At 37.6% G+C, this 18,246-nt stretch carries 20 protein-coding genes and 1 pseudogene; 16 read left to right on the top strand and 5 right to left on the bottom strand.

All coding sequences use genetic code 11. From position 1 onward, the window contains the following. The first annotated feature begins 12 nt into the window (after positions 1-12). Both sufB and AC0VXV_RS15275 read left to right on the top strand, forming a co-directional pair. Positions 13-1,410, top strand: coding sequence for a Fe-S cluster assembly protein SufB (gene sufB / locus AC0VXV_RS15280; protein ID WP_079524187.1), 1,398 nt, complete (start codon positions 13-15; stop codon positions 1,408-1,410). A 185-nt stretch (positions 1,411-1,595) separates the two neighbouring features. Then, positions 1,596-1,739: a hypothetical protein gene (locus AC0VXV_RS15275; RefSeq protein ID WP_475529028.1), complete on the top strand. Its 144-nt coding sequence runs from the start codon at positions 1,596-1,598 to the stop codon at positions 1,737-1,739. Positions 1,740-1,785: 46 nt separating this feature from the next. Here the strand turns inward: AC0VXV_RS15275 and AC0VXV_RS15270 are convergent, their stop codons facing one another. After that, the gene (locus AC0VXV_RS15270) at positions 1,786-2,100 is read right to left on the bottom strand and encodes a thioredoxin family protein (RefSeq protein ID WP_475529026.1); all 315 of its coding nucleotides are present in this window, start codon (positions 2,098-2,100) and stop codon (positions 1,786-1,788) included. 108 nt (positions 2,101-2,208) lie between these two features. On the opposite strand from AC0VXV_RS15270, the gene AC0VXV_RS15265 reads away from it, so the two are divergent. The 6 genes from AC0VXV_RS15265 (at position 2,209) to AC0VXV_RS15240 (ending at position 7,958) form a co-directional block, all read left to right on the top strand. Further along, complete coding sequence (locus AC0VXV_RS15265; protein ID WP_475529025.1) at positions 2,209-3,060, top strand: DUF72 domain-containing protein; 852 nt, start codon at positions 2,209-2,211, stop codon at positions 3,058-3,060. 25 nt (positions 3,061-3,085) lie between these two features. After that, positions 3,086-4,450, top strand: a complete 1,365-nt coding sequence (locus AC0VXV_RS15260) for a bifunctional metallophosphatase/5'-nucleotidase (RefSeq protein ID WP_475529023.1) — start codon at positions 3,086-3,088, stop codon at positions 4,448-4,450. 65 nt (positions 4,451-4,515) lie between these two features. Continuing rightward, positions 4,516-5,619, top strand: a complete 1,104-nt coding sequence (locus AC0VXV_RS15255) for an HD-GYP domain-containing protein (RefSeq protein WP_475529022.1) — start codon at positions 4,516-4,518, stop codon at positions 5,617-5,619. Positions 5,620-5,661: 42 nt separating this feature from the next. Next, positions 5,662-6,432 carry a sporulation protein YunB gene (yunB, locus tag AC0VXV_RS15250; protein ID WP_475529021.1) on the top strand — a complete coding sequence of 257 codons (771 nt, stop codon included), beginning with the start codon at positions 5,662-5,664 and terminating at the stop codon, positions 6,430-6,432. A 112-nt stretch (positions 6,433-6,544) separates the two neighbouring features. After that, positions 6,545-7,456 carry a lipoyl synthase gene (lipA, locus tag AC0VXV_RS15245; protein WP_079524181.1) on the top strand — a complete coding sequence of 304 codons (912 nt, stop codon included), beginning with the start codon at positions 6,545-6,547 and terminating at the stop codon, positions 7,454-7,456. A 154-nt stretch (positions 7,457-7,610) separates the two neighbouring features. Continuing rightward, positions 7,611-7,958, top strand: a complete 348-nt coding sequence (locus AC0VXV_RS15240) for a YutD family protein (RefSeq protein WP_475529020.1) — start codon at positions 7,611-7,613, stop codon at positions 7,956-7,958. A gap of 39 nt (positions 7,959-7,997) precedes the next feature. Here AC0VXV_RS15240 and AC0VXV_RS15235 read toward each other — a convergent pair whose 3' ends face one another. After that, positions 7,998-8,264 (bottom strand): DUF3055 domain-containing protein, encoded by a 267-nt coding sequence (locus tag AC0VXV_RS15235; protein WP_008408657.1) that lies wholly within the window; start codon positions 8,262-8,264, stop codon positions 7,998-8,000. A gap of 91 nt (positions 8,265-8,355) precedes the next feature. Here AC0VXV_RS15235 and AC0VXV_RS15230 point away from each other — a divergent pair, with 91 nt between their 5' ends. Together AC0VXV_RS15230 and AC0VXV_RS15225 are read left to right on the top strand one after the other, a co-directional pair. Continuing rightward, positions 8,356-8,808, top strand: a complete 453-nt coding sequence (locus AC0VXV_RS15230; protein ID WP_475529019.1) for a DUF86 domain-containing protein — start codon at positions 8,356-8,358, stop codon at positions 8,806-8,808. After that, entirely contained in the window at positions 8,808-9,572 is a 765-nt protein-coding gene (locus AC0VXV_RS15225) for a TIGR01457 family HAD-type hydrolase (RefSeq protein ID WP_475529018.1), read from the top strand. Before AC0VXV_RS15230 ends, AC0VXV_RS15225 begins: the two co-directional genes overlap by 1 nt. 23 nt (positions 9,573-9,595) lie before the next feature. Here AC0VXV_RS15225 and AC0VXV_RS15220 read toward each other — a convergent pair whose 3' ends face one another. Further along, on the bottom strand, positions 9,596-9,835 hold the full coding sequence (locus AC0VXV_RS15220; protein WP_475529016.1) for a YuzB family protein: 240 nt from the start codon (positions 9,833-9,835) through the stop codon (positions 9,596-9,598). A 277-nt stretch (positions 9,836-10,112) separates the two neighbouring features. On the opposite strand from AC0VXV_RS15220, the gene AC0VXV_RS15215 reads away from it, so the two are divergent. Further along, the gene (locus AC0VXV_RS15215; protein WP_065216297.1) at positions 10,113-11,180 is read left to right on the top strand and encodes an NAD(P)/FAD-dependent oxidoreductase; all 1,068 of its coding nucleotides are present in this window, start codon (positions 10,113-10,115) and stop codon (positions 11,178-11,180) included. Positions 11,181-11,275: 95 nt separating this feature from the next. Here the strand turns inward: AC0VXV_RS15215 and AC0VXV_RS15210 are convergent, their stop codons facing one another. Continuing rightward, the gene (locus AC0VXV_RS15210; RefSeq protein WP_475529015.1) at positions 11,276-11,608 is read right to left on the bottom strand and encodes a YuzD family protein; all 333 of its coding nucleotides are present in this window, start codon (positions 11,606-11,608) and stop codon (positions 11,276-11,278) included. 28 nt (positions 11,609-11,636) lie between these two features. Between AC0VXV_RS15210 and AC0VXV_RS15205 the strand changes: the two are divergent. Beyond that, positions 11,637-11,929 (top strand): annotated as a pseudogene (locus AC0VXV_RS15205) (NifU family protein). A 52-nt stretch (positions 11,930-11,981) separates the two neighbouring features. On the opposite strand, the gene AC0VXV_RS15200 reads toward AC0VXV_RS15205, so the two are convergent. Continuing rightward, positions 11,982-12,674 (bottom strand): DUF2225 domain-containing protein, encoded by a 693-nt coding sequence (locus AC0VXV_RS15200; protein ID WP_475529014.1) that lies wholly within the window; start codon positions 12,672-12,674, stop codon positions 11,982-11,984. Positions 12,675-12,885: 211 nt separating this feature from the next. Here AC0VXV_RS15200 and AC0VXV_RS15195 point away from each other — a divergent pair, with 211 nt between their 5' ends. From AC0VXV_RS15195 to AC0VXV_RS15180, 4 genes are all read left to right on the top strand, one after another. Continuing rightward, the gene (locus AC0VXV_RS15195; RefSeq protein ID WP_475529013.1) at positions 12,886-13,260 is read left to right on the top strand and encodes a HesB/IscA family protein; all 375 of its coding nucleotides are present in this window, start codon (positions 12,886-12,888) and stop codon (positions 13,258-13,260) included. A gap of 310 nt (positions 13,261-13,570) precedes the next feature. Beyond that, positions 13,571-15,325, top strand: a complete 1,755-nt coding sequence (locus tag AC0VXV_RS15190; RefSeq protein WP_475529012.1) for a methyl-accepting chemotaxis protein — start codon at positions 13,571-13,573, stop codon at positions 15,323-15,325. A gap of 236 nt (positions 15,326-15,561) precedes the next feature. Then, positions 15,562-16,773, top strand: coding sequence for an EAL-associated domain-containing protein (locus AC0VXV_RS15185; RefSeq protein WP_475529011.1), 1,212 nt, complete (start codon positions 15,562-15,564; stop codon positions 16,771-16,773). A gap of 151 nt (positions 16,774-16,924) precedes the next feature. Then, positions 16,925-18,136, top strand: a complete 1,212-nt coding sequence (locus AC0VXV_RS15180) for an NAD(P)/FAD-dependent oxidoreductase (RefSeq protein ID WP_475529009.1) — start codon at positions 16,925-16,927, stop codon at positions 18,134-18,136. Positions 18,137-18,246 lie beyond the last annotated feature (110 nt).

Genomic DNA, 18,246 nt, shown 5'->3' with positions numbered 1-18,246 from the left:
GGAGGAGACAACATGGCTAAAAAAATGCCTGAAATCGGCGATTACAAGTATGGCTTCCATGATAAGGACGTATCTATTTTCCGTTCTGAACGTGGACTTACAGCAGATATCGTTCGTGAAATCTCAAGTATGAAGGAAGAGCCACAGTGGATGCTTGACTACCGCTTAAAAGCTCTTGAAAAATTCTATGAAATGCCAATGCCTCAATGGGGCGGTGACCTAGCGTCATTAAACTTCGATGAAATTACGTATTACGTAAAACCATCTGAAGCAACAGAACGTTCTTGGGATGAAGTACCTGAAGAAATCAAAGCAACGTTCGATAAATTAGGTATTCCAGAAGCTGAACAAAAATATCTTGCAGGTGTATCTGCTCAGTATGAATCTGAAGTAGTTTACCACAACATGAAACAAGACCTTACAGATTTAGGTATTGTCTTCAAAGATACTGACTCAGCATTAAAAGAAAACGAAGAAATCTTCAAAAAACACTGGGGTACAGTAATCCCTTATACAGATAACAAATTCGCAGCATTAAACTCTGCAGTTTGGTCTGGTGGTTCATTTATTTATATGCCTAAAGGCGTTAAATTAGACACGCCATTACAAGCATACTTCCGTATTAACTCTGAAAACATGGGTCAATTCGAACGTACGCTAATCATCGTAGATGAAGATGCATCTGTACACTACGTAGAAGGTTGTACAGCGCCTGTTTACACAACAAACTCTCTACACTCGGCTGTAGTAGAAATCATCGTTAAAAAGAATGCTTACTGCCGTTACACAACGATTCAAAACTGGGCGAACAACGTATATAACCTTGTTACAAAACGTACAGTTGTTGAAGAAAACGGTACAATGGAATGGATCGACGGAAACATCGGTTCAAAACTAACAATGAAATACCCTGCTTGTATCCTTAAAGGTGAAGGCGCACGTGGTATGACATTATCAATTGCCATTGCAGGTAAAGGTCAACACCAACACGCTGGTGCGAAAATGATTCACTTAGCACCAAACACATCTTCAACAATCGTTTCAAAATCGATTGCTAAGCAAGGTGGTAAAGTTACGTATCTTGGTCAAGTAAAATTCGGTAAAAATGCTAAAGGTGCACGTTCGAACATCGAGTGTGACACATTAATCATGGATAACGAATCTACTTCTGATACAATTCCATACAACGAAATCTTAAATGATAACGTATCTTTAGAGCACGAAGCGAAAGTTTCAAAAGTATCTGAAGAGCAATTGTTCTACTTAATGAGCCGTGGTGTTTCTGAAGAAGAAGCGACAGAAATGATCGTAATGGGCTTCATCGAGCCATTCACAAAAGAATTACCAATGGAATACGCAGTAGAAATGAACCGTCTGATCAAGTTCGAGATGGAAGGTTCTATCGGATAATTTATATCCAGGCACTTGCCTCCAATTTATTGGAGACAGGTGCTTTTTTAATGTAATTGTGTTGAATTCGTGAAGAAATAAATAACTTTACTAGAAAGATTCCAGAAAGCGCTGAGTATTCGTTTACAATAATTGTATTAGATGGAATAATGGATTTAGAGAATGTACATAAAGGAGCGACAAAAATGGAAAACTTATTTTGGCCAGTAGCTTTAGGGGTTCCTGGTGCTGTAGTTGTAGTTGCGGTAGCCATCACTTTTTGGGCTTTAGGGGAAAAGAAAAACGGTAAGATTATGAAAAATGAAGAGCATGAAGGTATTATTAAATAATATTAAAATGGCTTCAAACGACTACTTATGCGTTTGAAGCTTTTTTCTATTTTAAGTTGGAAATAAAGTTTTCGATTTCCTGTTGTGTTTTACGGTCTTTGCTGACGAAACGTCCAAGCTCCGTGCCGTTTTCGTAAGCTAAAAAGCTAGGAATACCGATAATTCCTAAATCAATACATAAATCCAAAAACTTATCGCGGTCTACTTTAACGAATCTATATTCCGGAAATTTTTCAACGACTTCCGGCATAAATGGATCAATGAAACGACAATCTCCGCACCAGTCCGCTGTAAATTCGAAAATAACTGCTGAACTGCTTTTAAATTGCTCGAATTCCTCTGTTGATTGTAAAATATGCATAAACTTGTCCTCCTTTTTTCTAATATTATGATGTGAAATGTAGTGTTTTGCAATGAATGACCATTGAAAAGGGTAAGGTATTATACAATACAAGAGAGGTGAAGAACGATGATTTCAATCGGCTTAACTGGTTGGGGAGATCACCCGGAAGTATATAGTGAAGTTACTGCAGCAAAAGATAAATTATTTGATTATAGCGGGCATTTCCCTGTCGTAGAATTAGATACGTCCTTTTATGCGATTCCTTCACCGGCAAATGTTGAGAAATGGTGCAAGGATACACCGGATAGCTTTCAATTTGTCGTGAAGGCTTATCAGGGCATGACCGGTCATTTACGCGATGAACTGCCATTTGAGACGAAAAATGATATGTTCAACGCATTCCGAAATTGTGCAGATACATTTAAAAAGCACGGTAAGCTTGCAATGGTACTAGTTCAATTTCCTCCTTGGTTTGACTGCCAAGGAAAAAATGTTCAATATATTCGCTATATAAATCAACAATTACAAGGATATCCTATTGCTATTGAGTTTCGAAACCAAACTTGGTACAGTGCAGAAATGAAAGAAAAGACACTGCAATTTTTAAAAGACCATCAGTTGATTCATACAGTTTGTGATGAACCGCAGGCAGGAAGCGGCTCCGCTCCTTTTGTACCAATCGCTACTAGTGAGAAGGTGCTCGTACGTATCCATGGGCGCAATGTTCATGGATGGCGAAATATAGGACATGGGGAAAACTGGCGCAAAGTGCGGTTTTTATATGATTATAATGAAGAAGAACTGCAGAAACTTGCAGAGGAAGTAAAATTTTTGGCAAGTCAATCAAAACATGTCTACGTATTATTTAATAATAATTCTGGAGGGCATGCAGCGAAAAATGCAAAACGAATGCAGCAAATTCTTGATCTTGAATTTGATGGTTTAGCGCCAAAGCAATTAGGTTTTTTTGAAGAATAACGTAGAGCGAGGTGGCAATGCAAAAGTGCGAGAAGTAATTCATATATTCCATACGAATGATTTGCATAGTCATTTTACGTACTGGAAGCGCAGTCAGTCGTTTATTCAAATACAACGTCAAATACTGGCCGATAAAGGTGAAACTAGCTTCTTGATCGATTTAGGAGATCATTTGGACCGTTCCAATTTATATACAGAGGCAACACTTGGTAAGGGTAATATTAAAATGCTGAATGATGCTGAATATGATGTTGTGACAATTGGAAACAATGAAGGCATAACGCTCTCCTATAATTTGCTCTATCACTTATATGATGATGCAAAGTTCGAGGTAGTTGTTGCAAATCTTTATTCACAATCAGAAGAAAATCCCCGGTGGATGAAACCTTACACAATATTAACTACCCAGTACGGCACCAAAATCGCTGTGATAGCTGCGACTGCTCCGTTCGAACTTTTCTATAAGGAGCTTGGATGGGACGTAACAAACCCGCGTACAGAGCTTGTAAAGCTTGCATTTGAATTAAAAGAGCAGGCCGATATAATCGTCTGTTTATCACATTTAGGGATTACCGAAGATGAATTGCTGGCACAGGAATGCCCTGTTATCGATGTGATTTTCGGTTCGCACACACATCATGTGTTTGAAAAAGGTAAAGTGGAAAACGATGTACTTTTAACTGGAGGCGGGAAATTTGGGCAGTATACCGGCCAGTTAACGATGGAATTTGACCACGCTTCCCGAAAATTAGTAGAAAAATCAGATCAATTATTTGAAAACGCACTTTTACCAACTGTCGAAGAAGAAGAACAGTGGTTGTCCAATCTTCAAAAAGAAGCAAAGGCTATATTGGAAAAGCCTATTTTCTCATTAACGAAACCTTACAATAAAGAATGGTTTCACCGTTCCCAATTATCGGATTTATTTGCAGAGTGTATGTATGATTATACAGAAGCGGATTGTGTTATGTTCAATGCTGGAATTTTTGTCGAACCGCTGCGTAAAGGACTAATTTCTACATATGATGTTCATAAAATTTTTCCCCATCCGATAAATATATGTGTCGTGCAAATAACGGGCAATGAATTAAAAGAAATTTTCACTCAATCCGAAAACGAAGAATGGCCACGTCTTGAATTAAAAGGCCTTGGTTTTAGGGGTGTTATTTTCGGAAAAATATTGAATTATGGTATTGAGATGACGAAGCAGCGTGAGTTATATATTAACGGGCAACTCATGGAGCCAGATCGGATCTACCGATTAGCGACACTGGATCTGTTTACATTCGGTTATTTTTTCCCAAGCTTTAAATATGCGAAAAAACAATATTTGCTACCAGAATTTATCCGGGATGTATTTAAAAATTATTGTATAAATAAGTTTCAGTAAATTTCCCAAAAGCCACTTTCCAATTATATAATGAACGTAATAGTAGAATGGAGAAATTAGTATAGATGCGATTAATATCGATAAATGTTTTGAAAGAAGGTATGGCAGTCGGCAGAACTATTTGGAATGAAGCCGGTCATCCACTGCTTCATAAAAATGTCATTGTAACAAGCCGAATTATTGAAAGGCTGCGAGAGCTGAATATTCATTATTTATACATTGATGACAAACTATCAGCTGGAATTGAAATAGAAGAAACGATTGCACCGTTAAAAAGAATGGAAGCCGTTAAAAACATGGCAAAATCGTTTGAAAATGTGAAAAAAGCGAAACGGGATCAGGCAACCTATGTGCTGGATCAACAGTCCAAAGTAATTGGCTCAATTGTCGATGATATTATGGGTGCCATTATTAATAGCGAGGAAGTATTAATGGTTCTGACTGATGCTTATTTGTATGATAAATATATTTACCAGCATTCATTCCAAGTAGCATTGTATTCAATCGCGATTGCTAAAGAAATGGGCTATTCTGACGAAGATATACGATTAATTGGAATTGGGGCTATTTTACATGATGTGGGCAAGCTGCTTATTTCGCCCGATATTTTATTAAAGCCGAGTAACTTAACAGATGAAGAATATGAAGAAATGAAGAATCACGCACGCTACGGGTTTGACTTATTACGCAATTTACATTCAGTATCATTGCTTGTAGCACATTGCGCGTTTCAGCATCATGAACGAATTGATGGAAGCGGTTATCCACGGGGGCTTGTTAACAATGAAATTCATCCGTTTGCAAAAATTATCGCTGTTGCAGACGTATTTGATGCATTGACGTCCAATCGGATATACCGGAAGAAAATGTTGCCGTCAGAAGCGATCTCGATTATTGGTAAAGGTGACGGGAAACAGTTTGATGCAAAGGTAATGGACGCATTTAGACGGAGCATCGTCCATTACGCAAATGGATCAATTGTAGTGATGTCAGATGGACGACGTGGAATTGTATCAAAGCAGAATCTAGTTGATGTGACACGTCCTTGGATACGTATTTTCCAGGAAAACGGTAAAATGTTGGACGCTACATATGAAATATGTTTAAGTGATTACCCGACAGTCGACATTAAAAATGTTGATGTAGATTTTGACGAAAATATAGAATAGAAAAATCCTCAATCTCATATTTTATGGGAAGGAGGATTTTTTTTGCGTTTTCGTAAAAGAAAGTGGAATTCCTATGGCAGGAAAAAAGGTAAAATGCATAATGCCGTAACAATCGTTATCATCAGTATTGTCGGTATGGTTTGTTTTAGTATATATGTTATTAACGATAGATTAATGCCAACCTATTTACAGTACGCTGAAGTCCAAACATTTAAAGTAGCTTCGTATGTTGTAAGTAAAGCAATTAATTCCAGAACATCAAGTGTGCTTGATGTAAATGATGTCATCGTCGATTTACCGACCCAATCAGACGATATGATTACGACAAAATTTAATACGGAAATAATTAACCAAGTACGGGCTGAAACAACAGCATTAGTAAAAGAGTATTTAGAACAGGCCGAAAATGGAGATTTATCACATTTGCCGAATTTGGAAAATGTAGAATATGACGTAGGTAAAATGGAAGCCGGAGACGGAATCGTATTTTTCGTACCATTAGGGCAGGCTTTAAACCTTCCGATTATCGGGAATTTAGGGCCGAAAATACCGATTCGCTTTCATATTATCGGGAATGTAAGCAGCGATGTTGAATCAACAATAAGTGAATTTGGCATAAATAATGCAATTGTAGAAGTAAATTTGCTCATTGGAGTAAATGTCCAAATTATTGTGCCATTTGCCAGTAAGTCAGCAGCAGTCGAACAGAAAATCCCGATAGCAATTGGTTTAGTAAGAGGTACAGTGCCGCATATTTATAGTGCAGGGGAAGGGGCACAGCCGTCTATCGAAGTACCAATCCCTTACGATTAGTAACTTAATTATGATAAATTCAAATTATAAGAATACTCTGTTGTTGGAAAGTAGTTAATATGATACTCTGACATCAGAACATCGTTGCATTTGAGTGAGGGGAGTAAATGATATGACATCTTGTAAACCAACTAATCCTAGGGAAGAACACTTGCGCAAACCGGAGTGGCTAAAAATTAAGCTAAATACCAATGACGAATACAAAGCATTAAAAAAATTAATGCGAGACAATAACTTGCATACGGTATGTGAGGAAGCTCGCTGCCCGAATATTCACGAATGCTGGGGTGAACGTCGTACAGCAACAATGATGATTTTAGGTTCTGTATGTACACGTGCATGTCGTTTCTGTGCAGTTAAAACAGGTTTGCCTAATGAATTGGACTTGGCTGAACCAGAGCGCGTAGCAGATTCTGTTGCGTTAATGAATTTAAAGCATGTTGTTATTACAATGGTAGCGCGTGATGACCTGAAAGACGGCGGCGCGGAAGTATTGGCAGAAACGGTGCGTGCAATCCGCCGTAAAAGCCCGTTAACTTCGGTGGAAGTACTACCATCTGATTTAAGCGGCCGTGAAGAAAGTTTACGCATATTAATGGACGCAAAACCTGATATTTTAAACCATAATATCGAAACAGTGCGCAGTCTGACACCACGTGTACGGGCAAAAGCGACATACGACCGTTCACTGGAGTTTTTACGCAGAGCAAAAGAAATGCAGCCAAATATACCGACAAAATCTTCTTTAATGATTGGTTTAGGGGAAACGTTAGAAGAAATTTATGAAGTAATGGATGACCTGCGTGCAAACAATGTTGATATTATGACAATCGGCCAATATTTACAGCCGACAAAAAAACATTTGCCAGTAAAAAAATATTACTCTCCAATCGAGTTTGGCAAGCTGCGTAAAATTGCTATGGAAAAAGGCTTCAGCCATTGTGAAGCAGGTCCATTAGTGCGCAGTAGTTACCATGCGGATGAACAAGTGAATGCAGCAAAACAATCAAGTGTTACATTGTAGAAAATAGACGTTTAACTTATTTATGCGGGCATCATAATACTCGCCGATAGACGGACTATAGCTGATTTCACCATATTTACCTACAAAATTTGTTGTGAATATTGCTTTCATGTTCAATATTCATTAACATGGAAATAGATAGGTGGTGTCTAGTTTGATTATTGCAGATGGGTATGCTTATGAAGTGATCGAAAATGTGCGGGAAGGTTTTCAAGAAGATGCATTTATCGCACGATACTCAGATATTTTATCGAAATATGATTATATTGTAGGGGACTGGGGTTACGGTCAGCTACGTTTAAAAGGATTTTTTGACGATAAAAATCAAAAATCTACGTTTGATACAAAAATTAGTACGATTCAAGACTATTTGTACGAATATTGTAATTTTGGATGTGCCTATTTTATACTTCAAAAAACAGGCCGTGCACAAGAACACAAGAAAGAACAAATAGTTGCACAACAAACTGGGGCAGAAGAGCCGGTTGAATCAGCTGAATAACGTACAAAAGAGGAGGCGTCGTATAGCGCCCCCTCTTTTTTAGCTTAATAGTTCACGTAAATATTCACGTAAGTCTTCCGTCTCTTCTTCTGTACGGTTGTATACATGCTCTAAATAACCAGGCTCTTCCACATCATCTGCTCCAATAATGGCAAAACGGCCAAACTGGATATCAAGAACGAGCACTTTTCCGAAAAAGCGACTACTTTGCAATATAGCTAAATCATAACGCTGAGTTTTTCCGGCAAAGCTGACGAAGCGCGTTTTTGTATCTTCTACATCATCATATAAGAAAAATCGTTCCATTTTGTTTTGTACCCCTTCCATCTCTATAGAATATGGTACTATATAAAGGAAAACACTATCAACTTTTATTGATTGAATGGAGGCTTTATCTATGTACTTCGTAGATAGAAATAAAATTACAAACAACTTAGCACACTTGGACGAGTTATTGGCGATCTTTGAATCGACTGAGAACTGGTTGGCAGATGATATTCATAAGCTGGCATTACAACGTATCGGCCATAATGTAATGGAAGCGATGATGGATGTAGGAAACTTGGTGATTGACGGCTTTATTATGCGTGATCCCGGAAGCTACGAAGACATTATCGATATTTTCGTTGATGAAAAAGTGATTACAGAAGAGATGGATGCACCATTAAAAGCGGTTGTCGGCTTACGCAAAATGATCGTTCGTGAATTTATCGCTGTAGATAGTGAAGAAATTTTAAATGTATTAACAGCAAACATAAATATACTAAAGCAATTCTCTCCAAAAGTTCACGATTACTTAACGAATGAATTAGGACCAGTTTCAGCCTTTTTACCAGAGGATGAGGCATAATGTTTCCGTATAAAGCATATTGCTTTGATTTGGATGGGACAATCTATCGGGGGAGTGAAGCGATCGATTCTGCCGTGAAATTTGTCCACCTACTACAGGATGAAGGAATTGAGCCGTATTATTTAACGAACAATTCATCGAAAACCCGCGAAAGATTACAGCAAGTTTTACAAGATATTGGCGTAGATGCACCGCTTGATCATATTTATTCAAGCTCGCTTGCAACGGCAGCCTATGTAGCTAAGATGAGTGCAAATAAAAAAGTGAATGTTGTCGGTGAACTTGGCATTCGCACGGCTTTAATCGAGCAAGGATTAGAGATTACCGACGAGCAGAGCGATATTCTAGTAATGGGTATTGACCGTCAAATCTCATATGAGAAACTTGTAAGAGCATGTGACTATGCCCAGAATGGCGCGAAGCTCATTGGAACAAATGGTGATATTAAATTTCCGAATGAAACGGGTTTTACTCCCGGCAATGGGTCATTTGTTCAATTAGTAGCAAATGTATCCGGGGTTACACCGACGTTCGTAGGAAAACCATCACCGGTTATGCTGCAGATCATTGCTGAAGAGCATCACTTTGAAAAGAGCGAAATGGTCATGGTCGGGGACAACTATGATACCGATATTTTATGTGGTATTAGCTTCGGCTGTGATACGATTCATGTCAATACGGGAGTTACTCCTACTGGAATTGTAAAACAGCAAGCCAAGCTGCCAACGTATTGTGTAGAAAATTTGATGGAACTTATTAAATAAAGAAAAAATCCGATGTGGGTCGTTTACCACATCGGATTTTCTTCTATATATTTATAAATGCGCTTCGTCAGCTCTTCTGGAGTGTCCGCCTCAACTATATCCCCGTTAACAACGGCATACAAGTTTTCGGCACATTTCGTGCAGTAGCTTAGGCAGCCATATTCCAATACATCAATATCAGGATCTTGCTCCAGTTGTTCATATGTTTGTTGCGCACCATTTGCTAAATTACTGATGCAAAATTCGACTAATGGATTTAACATGTTGTCACCTCACTATTAGCAATCCTACTTTTTTTTGCTGCGAACGTCAATTTCTCCGATTTAATATCTTTCGCCATATGTTTGAATATGCTTCAATTGCATCAAAATAAAGAAAAAAGGGTAATAAAAAACTTATGTGAATAAATTCACAAAATATCGTTTAACATATTGTGAAACTTATCACAAACAGTTATAATACTTATGGAAACTTTGTGAACACAATTATGATGCCTCGAGGCTTCATAATTGATTACTTACAGATATGAGGGAATATGCTATGCAAAAGTTAGTATTATTAGGTGGCGGCTACGGAAATATGCGAATTTTACTCCGTCTATTACCAAGCTTACCAGCAGATGTAGAAATTACATTGGTAGACCGTACACCATTCCATAGTTTGAAAACAGAATTTTATGCACTTGCTGCTGGTACATCAACAGATAAGGAAATCCGTGTTGCGTTCCCGGAACATGAGCGCTTAAAATGCGTGTACGGAGAAGTAGTACGCATCGACCGTGAAGATAAAAAAATTTATTTAGGTGACGGCGAAGAGCTTTCTTATGATCAGCTTGTTATTGGTTTAGGCTGTATCGATAAATATCATGGAGTGCCTGGTGCCGATGAATTCACATATAGTATTCAAACAATCGCCAAATCACGTAAAACATTCGAAAAAGTATGCGGATTAGCTCCAGGTTCGACAGTTGCCATTATTGGTGCAGGTCTTTCAGGAATCGAGCTTGCAAGTGAATTACGTGAAAGCCGTTCGGATTTAAAAATTAAATTATTTGACCGCTCACACCGTATTTTACGCGATTTCCCGGAAAAGCTAAGTGAGTATATTAAGTCTTGGTTTATTAAACACAACGTAGACGTAATTGCAGAATCAAATATCACTCGCGTTGAAGAAGGCCGTTTATACAACCATGATGAAGTAATTGAAGCTGATGTAATCGTATGGACAGCTGGTGTACAGCCTGTGAAAATCGTTCGTGAACTGGATGTTGAAAAGGATAAATTCAATCGTCCGATCATTACGGATCATTATCATGTAGTTGGGGATGAAAATGTATTTGTTGTAGGAGACTGTGCTTCTTCTCATTTACCTCCAACAGCGCAACTGGCAGAAGAACAAGGCGAGCGTATCGTTAAAGTTCTAAAAATGCGCTGGAAAGGCGAGCCGCTTCCAGAAAAGCTTTCAGAAATCAAAATGAAAGGCTTTATGGGCTCCCTTGGTAAAAAACAAGGCTTCGTTCATCTAGCTGATACAACGGTTACAGGACGCATTGCACGCCTTATGAAGTCGGGTCTGCTTTGGTACTATAAAAAGCAAAACGAAAACTAAAATTGAGCTTCCGGCCAAAGGAAATCAATTTGACTTTAAACAAAAAAATTCAATTTCCTCGATGGGAAAATTGAATTTTTTGTTTATGTTATAATTTACTCTTCAGTTGGTACAAATCCCGCTGATTCGAGCGCTGTAAATACAGGCTTAATCTGCACATAGCCTTCACCAACTACTTCATCATTGACTAGAACTAAAGGGTAGAAAAATTCATCTTCTTGAATACGGTTTGCATAATCTTGATCACGTTCATTATCAATTACACCTTCAATATCGATATAGCGGATAGTAAACGGCTGTTTCGGATATTTCCGTGAAACTGCAGCTTGAAGCCATTCATATGTATCTTTGGAAGATGGTGCATTTACGCAGCTGGCACAGATGATGTCAGCGCCGAAAACTTCTATAACTGGATGAGATTGTGACATAGGAATTCCAACCTTTCGTTATTCAATAATGGATTTTTTTGCTCCTTCACATTATAATGATTTTAATGAAGGGAGTCGAGCAAAATGACAGAAACAGAACAATATGCACAAGTACAAGAAGTTTTAGATAAATTACGTCCGTTTTTATTACGTGACGGCGGAGATTGTGAATTGGTAGATATTGAAGAAGGTATCGTTAAATTGCGTTTATTAGGCGCATGCGGTAGCTGCCCAAGTTCTACAATCACATTAAAAGCAGGTATCGAACGTGCACTACTAGAAGAAGTGCCGGGTATCGTCGAAGTAGAACAAGTTTTCTAATTCAAATTGAAAGAGCTGCCAAGAAAGTTATTACTTACTTGGCAGCTCTCTTTTATTGGGCGATTTTACCTCGCTCATCACGAACTAATTCCCATTGTTCTTTAGCCATATTGACGAGTTTGGCTTCACCGCCTACACGTTGAGTTTCAATTACACGTGAAAAGAAGCGTGTTGCATTTTTATAATCCCCGAGGCGACGGGACAGTTCAGCAATCATGTATACTACTCTCACACTGGACATTGTTGTACCAGCGTAATCTTCCGTTGAATAGCTTCCCATATAATGATCGCGGGCCAATTTTAAAAAGCGCTGTTCCTGTCCAACATTTTTTAATGATCGATATAACCACGCCAGGCGCAATGCCAATCCGGAAGTAATGACGAATTTTTCTTTTTTGATCGTTGCGCAAAACAATGCAAGTTTATATGTTTGAATTGCTTCAAAAACAGAGCGTTCTTTACTGAAACTGTGCGGTACCCAATGGCTGCAAATTTTTTCATCGATTTGTTCTTTCACACCTGGAGCAAAATATTTACTGAAGTCTTCTGTAAACGAAAACCCGCAATGCTGACAGACAAATACATTATAATATAATGCATTCACGTTATTGTCTGTATAGACTGGTTGAAAGTCGGATGCTGTATGTTCAATTTTTATGGACTTGGTACGAACTTTAAGTGTTGAAAAATTTTTCTTGCAATGAATACAGTTCACTGTTTTTTCGTAAAATGGGGAAATTTCCATAAAGGTTCATACCTTTCGTTTAATTATGTTCCCTTATTATAACAAGGAAAATTAAATAATTGTAAGTATTTTACTGAATTTGTGTGAATTTTTTAGGTATTTTATCCTTATCCTTTTTCACTCAATACAGGAATATAATCAGGTAGAGCAGTTTTGTTGTCAGATAGCTTTTACAATTGTTATGATAAATAAAAGAAAGAAGGTGACTGGAATGGCAAGTGAAAAACAAATAATCATTTTAACAGAAGCGGCCTCATTTCAAGTCAAAGAAATGATGGTTCATAACGAAGAAGAAAATGCGAGCCTGCGTGTAGCTGTAAAAGGCGGAGGCTGCAGTGGTCTTTCATACGGTATGGCATTTGAGCAAACAATAAATGACGATGACTTCGTTGACAACCAACACGGCATTCAAATTATCGTATCCGAAGAAGATGCAGGCATTTTACAAGGCACAAAAATTGATTTTAAACAATCATTAATGGGTGGCGGTTTCACAATCGACAACCCGAACGCACTTGCTTCATGCGGCTGCGGCACAAGCTTTAAAGCGGCAGCACGCCCAGCAGTAGAGCAACCATGTGAATAATGGATTGTGAATAACGAGTCTCTTTGATTTGTGATGTTATTAAACATACAAATCAAGGAGGCTTTTTTTATGCTTAAAAAAGAACTGAGAGAGTATATTATGTAAAAATAAAAATATGTTGGATAAAGTAAAAAATTAGGTTAAAATAGCATTCGGGAATTAAAACTAGTACTTTTATCTATAATTTGAAGTTATATAGGAGTATTTTATACTTTTTTTATCGAGATTAATAGTTAATTAATTCTATAAATAGGGAGGTTAATTTGTTGCAGTAACAAATAAAAAATTAAATATAAGGGGTGTATATTAATTGAAAAACCAATCTAAATCTAGCTTTTCTATTAAATCAAAGTTAATTGGAATCTCTATTTTACTATTGATTGTTCCGATGATTGTAATTGGAGTGACAAGTTACCAGAAAAGCTCTACTAGCTTAGAGCAAATAGGTAAAACAAACTTGCAAAACAGCGTTGAATTTACACTTGCAACAATTGATGCTTATAATTCGGAAGTTGAAAAAGGAACTATTTCACTTGAAAGTGCTCAAGAGAAAGTAAGGGAGATTATTTTAGGCGAAAAGAATGGAGATGGGATTCGACCTATAAACTCTTCAATTGATCTTGGTAATAATGGCTATATGATTGTGTATAGTCAAGATGGAACTCGTATTGCGCATCCATCTAAAGAGGGTGCTAGTGCATGGGATGATGAGGATGAAAATGGTGTAAAATTCGCTCAAGAGATGATTAAAATAGCGAATAACGGCGGTGGGTTTACTTTTTATAATTCAGCATTACCAAATAATAAAGAACAAATTGAAGAGAAGGTTTCCTATTCAAAAGTAGATCCAAACTGGGATTGGGTGGTGACTGCAAGTACTTATATGATGGATTTTAATCAACCTGCTAAAGAGCTGTTGAATATTATTCTTGTTGTTATGGGAATTTCAATTATTTTAGGGGTAATCATCATTTGGTTCTATGCAAGTTTAATTACTAAACCAATCATTAAAGTAACTGAACAGATGGGACATCTAGCAAATGGTGATTTAACGAAAGAACTGCTGCTAGTTAAATCAAAAGATGAAATAAGCAGATTGGCGGATGCCATTAATTTATTACATAAAAATCTTAAAAATTCGATGAAAAAGGTTGCCGAAACTTCAGAGTCATTAACTAGTCAAAGTGAAGAACTATCACAATCTGCCGATGAAGTGAGAATGGGATCGGAACAAGTGGCATCTACTATGCAAGAATTAGCTGCCGGTTCTGAAACGCAGGCTAATCATACAAGTGAATTAGCTTCGGTAATGAATACTTTTGTCGAAAGAGTCCATGATGCAAATAAGAATGGGTTACGGATAGAGGTCAATTCAAAAGACGTATTAAATATGACCAATGACGGATCGGAATTAATGAAAAAGTCAATTCAACAGATGGAAAAAATCCATTCTATAGTAAATGAATCCGTTAAAAAGGTTGCAGGGTTAGACAAGCAATCACAGGAAATATCAAATCTAGTTACCGTCATTAAGGATGTAGCCGATCAGACAAATCTTCTTGCTTTAAATGCTGCAATTGAAGCTGCAAGGGCTGGAGAACACGGAAAAGGATTTGCTGTAGTTGCTGATGAGGTAAGAAAACTGGCTGAGCAAGTATCTAATTCTGTAACAGATATTACGGGTATTGTAGACAATATTCAAAAGGAAACTATTTTCGTGTCGGACTCACTAAAATTAGGGTATAAAGAAGTCGAGCAAGGAAAAACACAAATTGAATCAACAGGTGAAACTTTCGAAGGGATTACTATTGCTGTAAAAGAAATGGTAAATAGTATTATAACGATCGGGCAAAACTTATCAGAGATTTCAGCTAGTACACAAGTGATGAACGGTTCTGTTGAAGAAGTGGCATCGGTATCTGAAGAATCTGCGGCTGGCATAGAACAAACATCAGCATCTGTTCAACAAACAAGCAGTATAATGGAGGAAGTAGCCGGAAGTTCGAAACAACTTGCCAATTTGGCAGAAGAACTCAATACATTAGTGAGGGAGTTTAAACTTTAAATATTTTTTGGCAGCACGCTCTGTGAATAAAATGTTACCAATCTCGAAACCTTTAGCGGTGAACTTCCGTTAAAGGTTTTTTATAAAAATCCACCTTTTCAAAGGCAGAATAAATTATCAAAAATTTAAAACTTACATTTCCTATAAAATAACTATGTTTTATTTGATGGTTTTGTATTATTATAAGGTTTGAATTATTATAGATTTATCACCATACTGCTAGGGGGCTTTTTTAAATGAGTGTTTTAGAATTACTGGATAAGTTAGATCAAATCGAAATTTTATATGAGCCAATCTATAGTGCAGATGGACATCGCATCGTGGCTTATGAAGCGATAGGCCAAGTGGAAAGTGAAAATGAAAAAGAGCCGATCAATATCGAGCAATTTACATATGAAAAAGACGTACCAGCAGATATTAGAGCCGAAATTGAGCAAATCTTTGTTCGCAGATCGTTGCAAAATGTCGCCCATTTAATTGATGATGTTGGGTTGTATATTCCGTGCAACCCCCAGCTGCTTTTGCTGGATTTTGGGGAAAGTTATTTTACGATGCTGAAAGAAACAGTCGCTGAATCGAATCTCCGAAATATTACCCTTGTTATGAAGGAACATCTTTACGAAGGGGAAATGAATCAGCTGCAGCATTTAATTCGCTATATTAAAACATATGGCATTAAAATTGCATTGGCAGATGTTGGCTCACAAACACAGCTAGAAAATATTTTACTGCTTGAACCGGCTATTCTTAAAATTAATGTCGGCCAGTTGAACTATAATTTATGGGGTGCGCAAAACCATGCGTTTTCAACAATCCGTACACTCGCTGTGAAGATGGGAACGCAATTATTAATCGAAAATATTGAAACGGTCTATCAGTTACAGCATGGCTGGAAAAACGGTACCCGTTATTTCAAAGGGCCATATTTGCAACTGCCACATAAAGAGCTGCAAGTACGCGACTCTTTAAAAGAACGTTTCCGTAAAGATTGTGAGCAGTTTATTGCTACCGAAAAGAAACTCCTTTTGCAAAAGTATGAGGAAATGAAACGTCTCGAACGTATGATTTGTTCAACAGTCGATCAAATCAATCCATCTACTTCACAGATAGATAAATTGATGCAGCTGGCAAATGCTTTGGAAAAATGCGCATTTCGTATTTATATTTGTGACAGCAATGGTTTCCAAACATCCCCGAATATCCGCTGGAACAATGATAAATGGGAAAAGCAAGAAGAAATCATCGGTAAAAACTGGAGCTGGCGACCGTACTTCCTGTTGAACATTATAAAAATGACAAAAGACAATAAAGGCGAGTTGTCTTCCGTTTACAGTGATATTGAAACAGGGGAGTTAACACGCACGTATTCAATGGCCATTTCAAACGAAGAGTTTCTATTTATTGATATTAAATACGATTATTTATATGAACATAATATTGTAAATTGACGGAATGAATAATATCCATATGTTTGAAATCACACAGGAAAAACGCTACTATTATGTTAGTATTTCAGTAAAAAAATCGTTTACCGGCGCTCTATAAAAATGGCAAATAGTTTTATAGCGCCGGTTCATTAAAATGAAGGGGTTTGATTGAATGAAGAGACCGACAATTTTAGTATTAGGCGCAGGGTACGGAGGATTAACAACGATTGTAAATCTTCAAAAGTTAATCAATTCAAATGAAGCAGAAATTATTTTAGTGAACAAAAACGACTATCATTATGAAACAACTTGGCTGCATGAAGTAGGGGCTGGTACGATTTCTCCGGATAAAGCACGTTATCCGATTTCAAAGGTTATTAATCATAATGTAACGTTCGTCATTGCCAATGTAGAAAATATTGATGTTAATACAAAGAAAGTAGAAACATCAGCTGGTGAGTTTTCGTATGACTATTTAGTGATCGGATTGGGCTTTGAAGGGGAAACATTCGGCATTCCTGGTCTGAAGGAACATGCATTATCATTAACGAATATTAATACTGCACGCCAAGTCCGTGAGCATATCGAGTATCAGTTTGCTTCTTGGACATTGGATGAAGTGAAAGAAGACAGTAAACTTACGATTGTAGTAGGTGGTGCCGGCTTTACAGGCATAGAATTTTTAGGGGAGCTCGGTAACCGGATTCCTGAGCTTTGCAGAGAATTTGATATTCCTCAGGAAAAAGTACGTCTTCTTTGTGTAGAAGCAGCACCGACTGTATTACCTGGATTCGATCCGGAATTAGTCGATTATGCGCAGGAACAGCTGCGTAAAAAAGGTGTGGAATTTTCTATCGGCACACCGATTGTGGAAGCAACTGCAGAAGGTGTGAACATTAAAAAAGATGAAGAAAACACGGAATTCATTAAAGCCGGTACAGTTGTATGGGCTGCAGGAGTACGTGGGAATGCTTTAATCGAATCTTCCGGTATTGAATCGAACCGTGCACGTATTGCAGTTCGGGAAGATATGCGCGCACCAGGCTTTGATGATGTCTTTGTAGTAGGAGACTGTGCATTTTTACTAAATGAGGAAGCAGGCAGACCTTACCCGCCAACAGCTCAAATTGCAATGCAGCAAGGAGAGATCATTGCTAAAAATATAAAGCATTTAATGAATGATGAGCCGACAGAAGTATTTACTTACGATGATAAAGGAGCTGTTTGTTCATTAGGTCAAGAAGATGCTATTGGAACAGCATTTGGTCGCAAATTTACTGGGAAGCCAGCATCGGCATTAAAGAAAGTCGTAGATGACCGCGCATTATATTTAGTCGGCGGTGTCGGCTTAACGTTGAAAAAAGGGAAATTCAAATTTATATAAATGAACTTCAAACTTGCAAACGAGAGTGTAACGCTTCCTTTGCAAGTTTTTTTACACCGTATTATAGGAATCAAGACTTAAGCAGGTCTAATCAGTGGAGGGGAAGAAAT

Source organism: Solibacillus sp. iso_87 (assembly GCF_056173085.1).
The sequence above is the reverse complement of the archived record's forward strand: the minus strand, read 5'-3'. Positions and strand labels throughout refer to the sequence as shown.

Bases quoted from the DNA above. Each gene is read 5' to 3' on its own strand.
- AC0VXV_RS15185 (WP_475529011.1), top strand. From the start codon at position 15,562: ATGAGTGTTTTAGAATTACTGGATAAGTTAGATCAAATCGAAATTTTA.
- AC0VXV_RS15255 (WP_475529022.1), top strand. From the start codon at position 4,516: ATGCGATTAATATCGATAAATGTTTTGAAAGAAGGTATGGCAGTCGGC.
- AC0VXV_RS15215 (WP_065216297.1), top strand. From the start codon at position 10,113: ATGCAAAAGTTAGTATTATTAGGTGGCGGCTACGGAAATATGCGAATT.
- AC0VXV_RS15270 (WP_475529026.1), bottom strand. From the start codon at position 2,100: ATGCATATTTTACAATCAACAGAGGAATTCGAGCAATTTAAAAGCAGT.
- AC0VXV_RS15210 (WP_475529015.1), bottom strand. From the start codon at position 11,608: ATGTCACAATCTCATCCAGTTATAGAAGTTTTCGGCGCTGACATCATC.
- lipA (WP_079524181.1), top strand. From the start codon at position 6,545: ATGACATCTTGTAAACCAACTAATCCTAGGGAAGAACACTTGCGCAAA.
- AC0VXV_RS15200 (WP_475529014.1), bottom strand. From the start codon at position 12,674: ATGGAAATTTCCCCATTTTACGAAAAAACAGTGAACTGTATTCATTGC.
- AC0VXV_RS15230 (WP_475529019.1), top strand. From the start codon at position 8,356: ATGTACTTCGTAGATAGAAATAAAATTACAAACAACTTAGCACACTTG.
- AC0VXV_RS15195 (WP_475529013.1), top strand. From the start codon at position 12,886: ATGGCAAGTGAAAAACAAATAATCATTTTAACAGAAGCGGCCTCATTT.
- AC0VXV_RS15235 (WP_008408657.1), bottom strand. From the start codon at position 8,264: ATGGAACGATTTTTCTTATATGATGATGTAGAAGATACAAAAACGCGC.
- AC0VXV_RS15265 (WP_475529025.1), top strand. From the start codon at position 2,209: ATGATTTCAATCGGCTTAACTGGTTGGGGAGATCACCCGGAAGTATAT.
- AC0VXV_RS15225 (WP_475529018.1), top strand. From the start codon at position 8,808: ATGTTTCCGTATAAAGCATATTGCTTTGATTTGGATGGGACAATCTAT.
- AC0VXV_RS15275 (WP_475529028.1), top strand. From the start codon at position 1,596: ATGGAAAACTTATTTTGGCCAGTAGCTTTAGGGGTTCCTGGTGCTGTA.
- sufB (WP_079524187.1), top strand. From the start codon at position 13: ATGGCTAAAAAAATGCCTGAAATCGGCGATTACAAGTATGGCTTCCAT.
- AC0VXV_RS15180 (WP_475529009.1), top strand. From the start codon at position 16,925: ATGAAGAGACCGACAATTTTAGTATTAGGCGCAGGGTACGGAGGATTA.
- AC0VXV_RS15220 (WP_475529016.1), bottom strand. From the start codon at position 9,835: ATGTTAAATCCATTAGTCGAATTTTGCATCAGTAATTTAGCAAATGGT.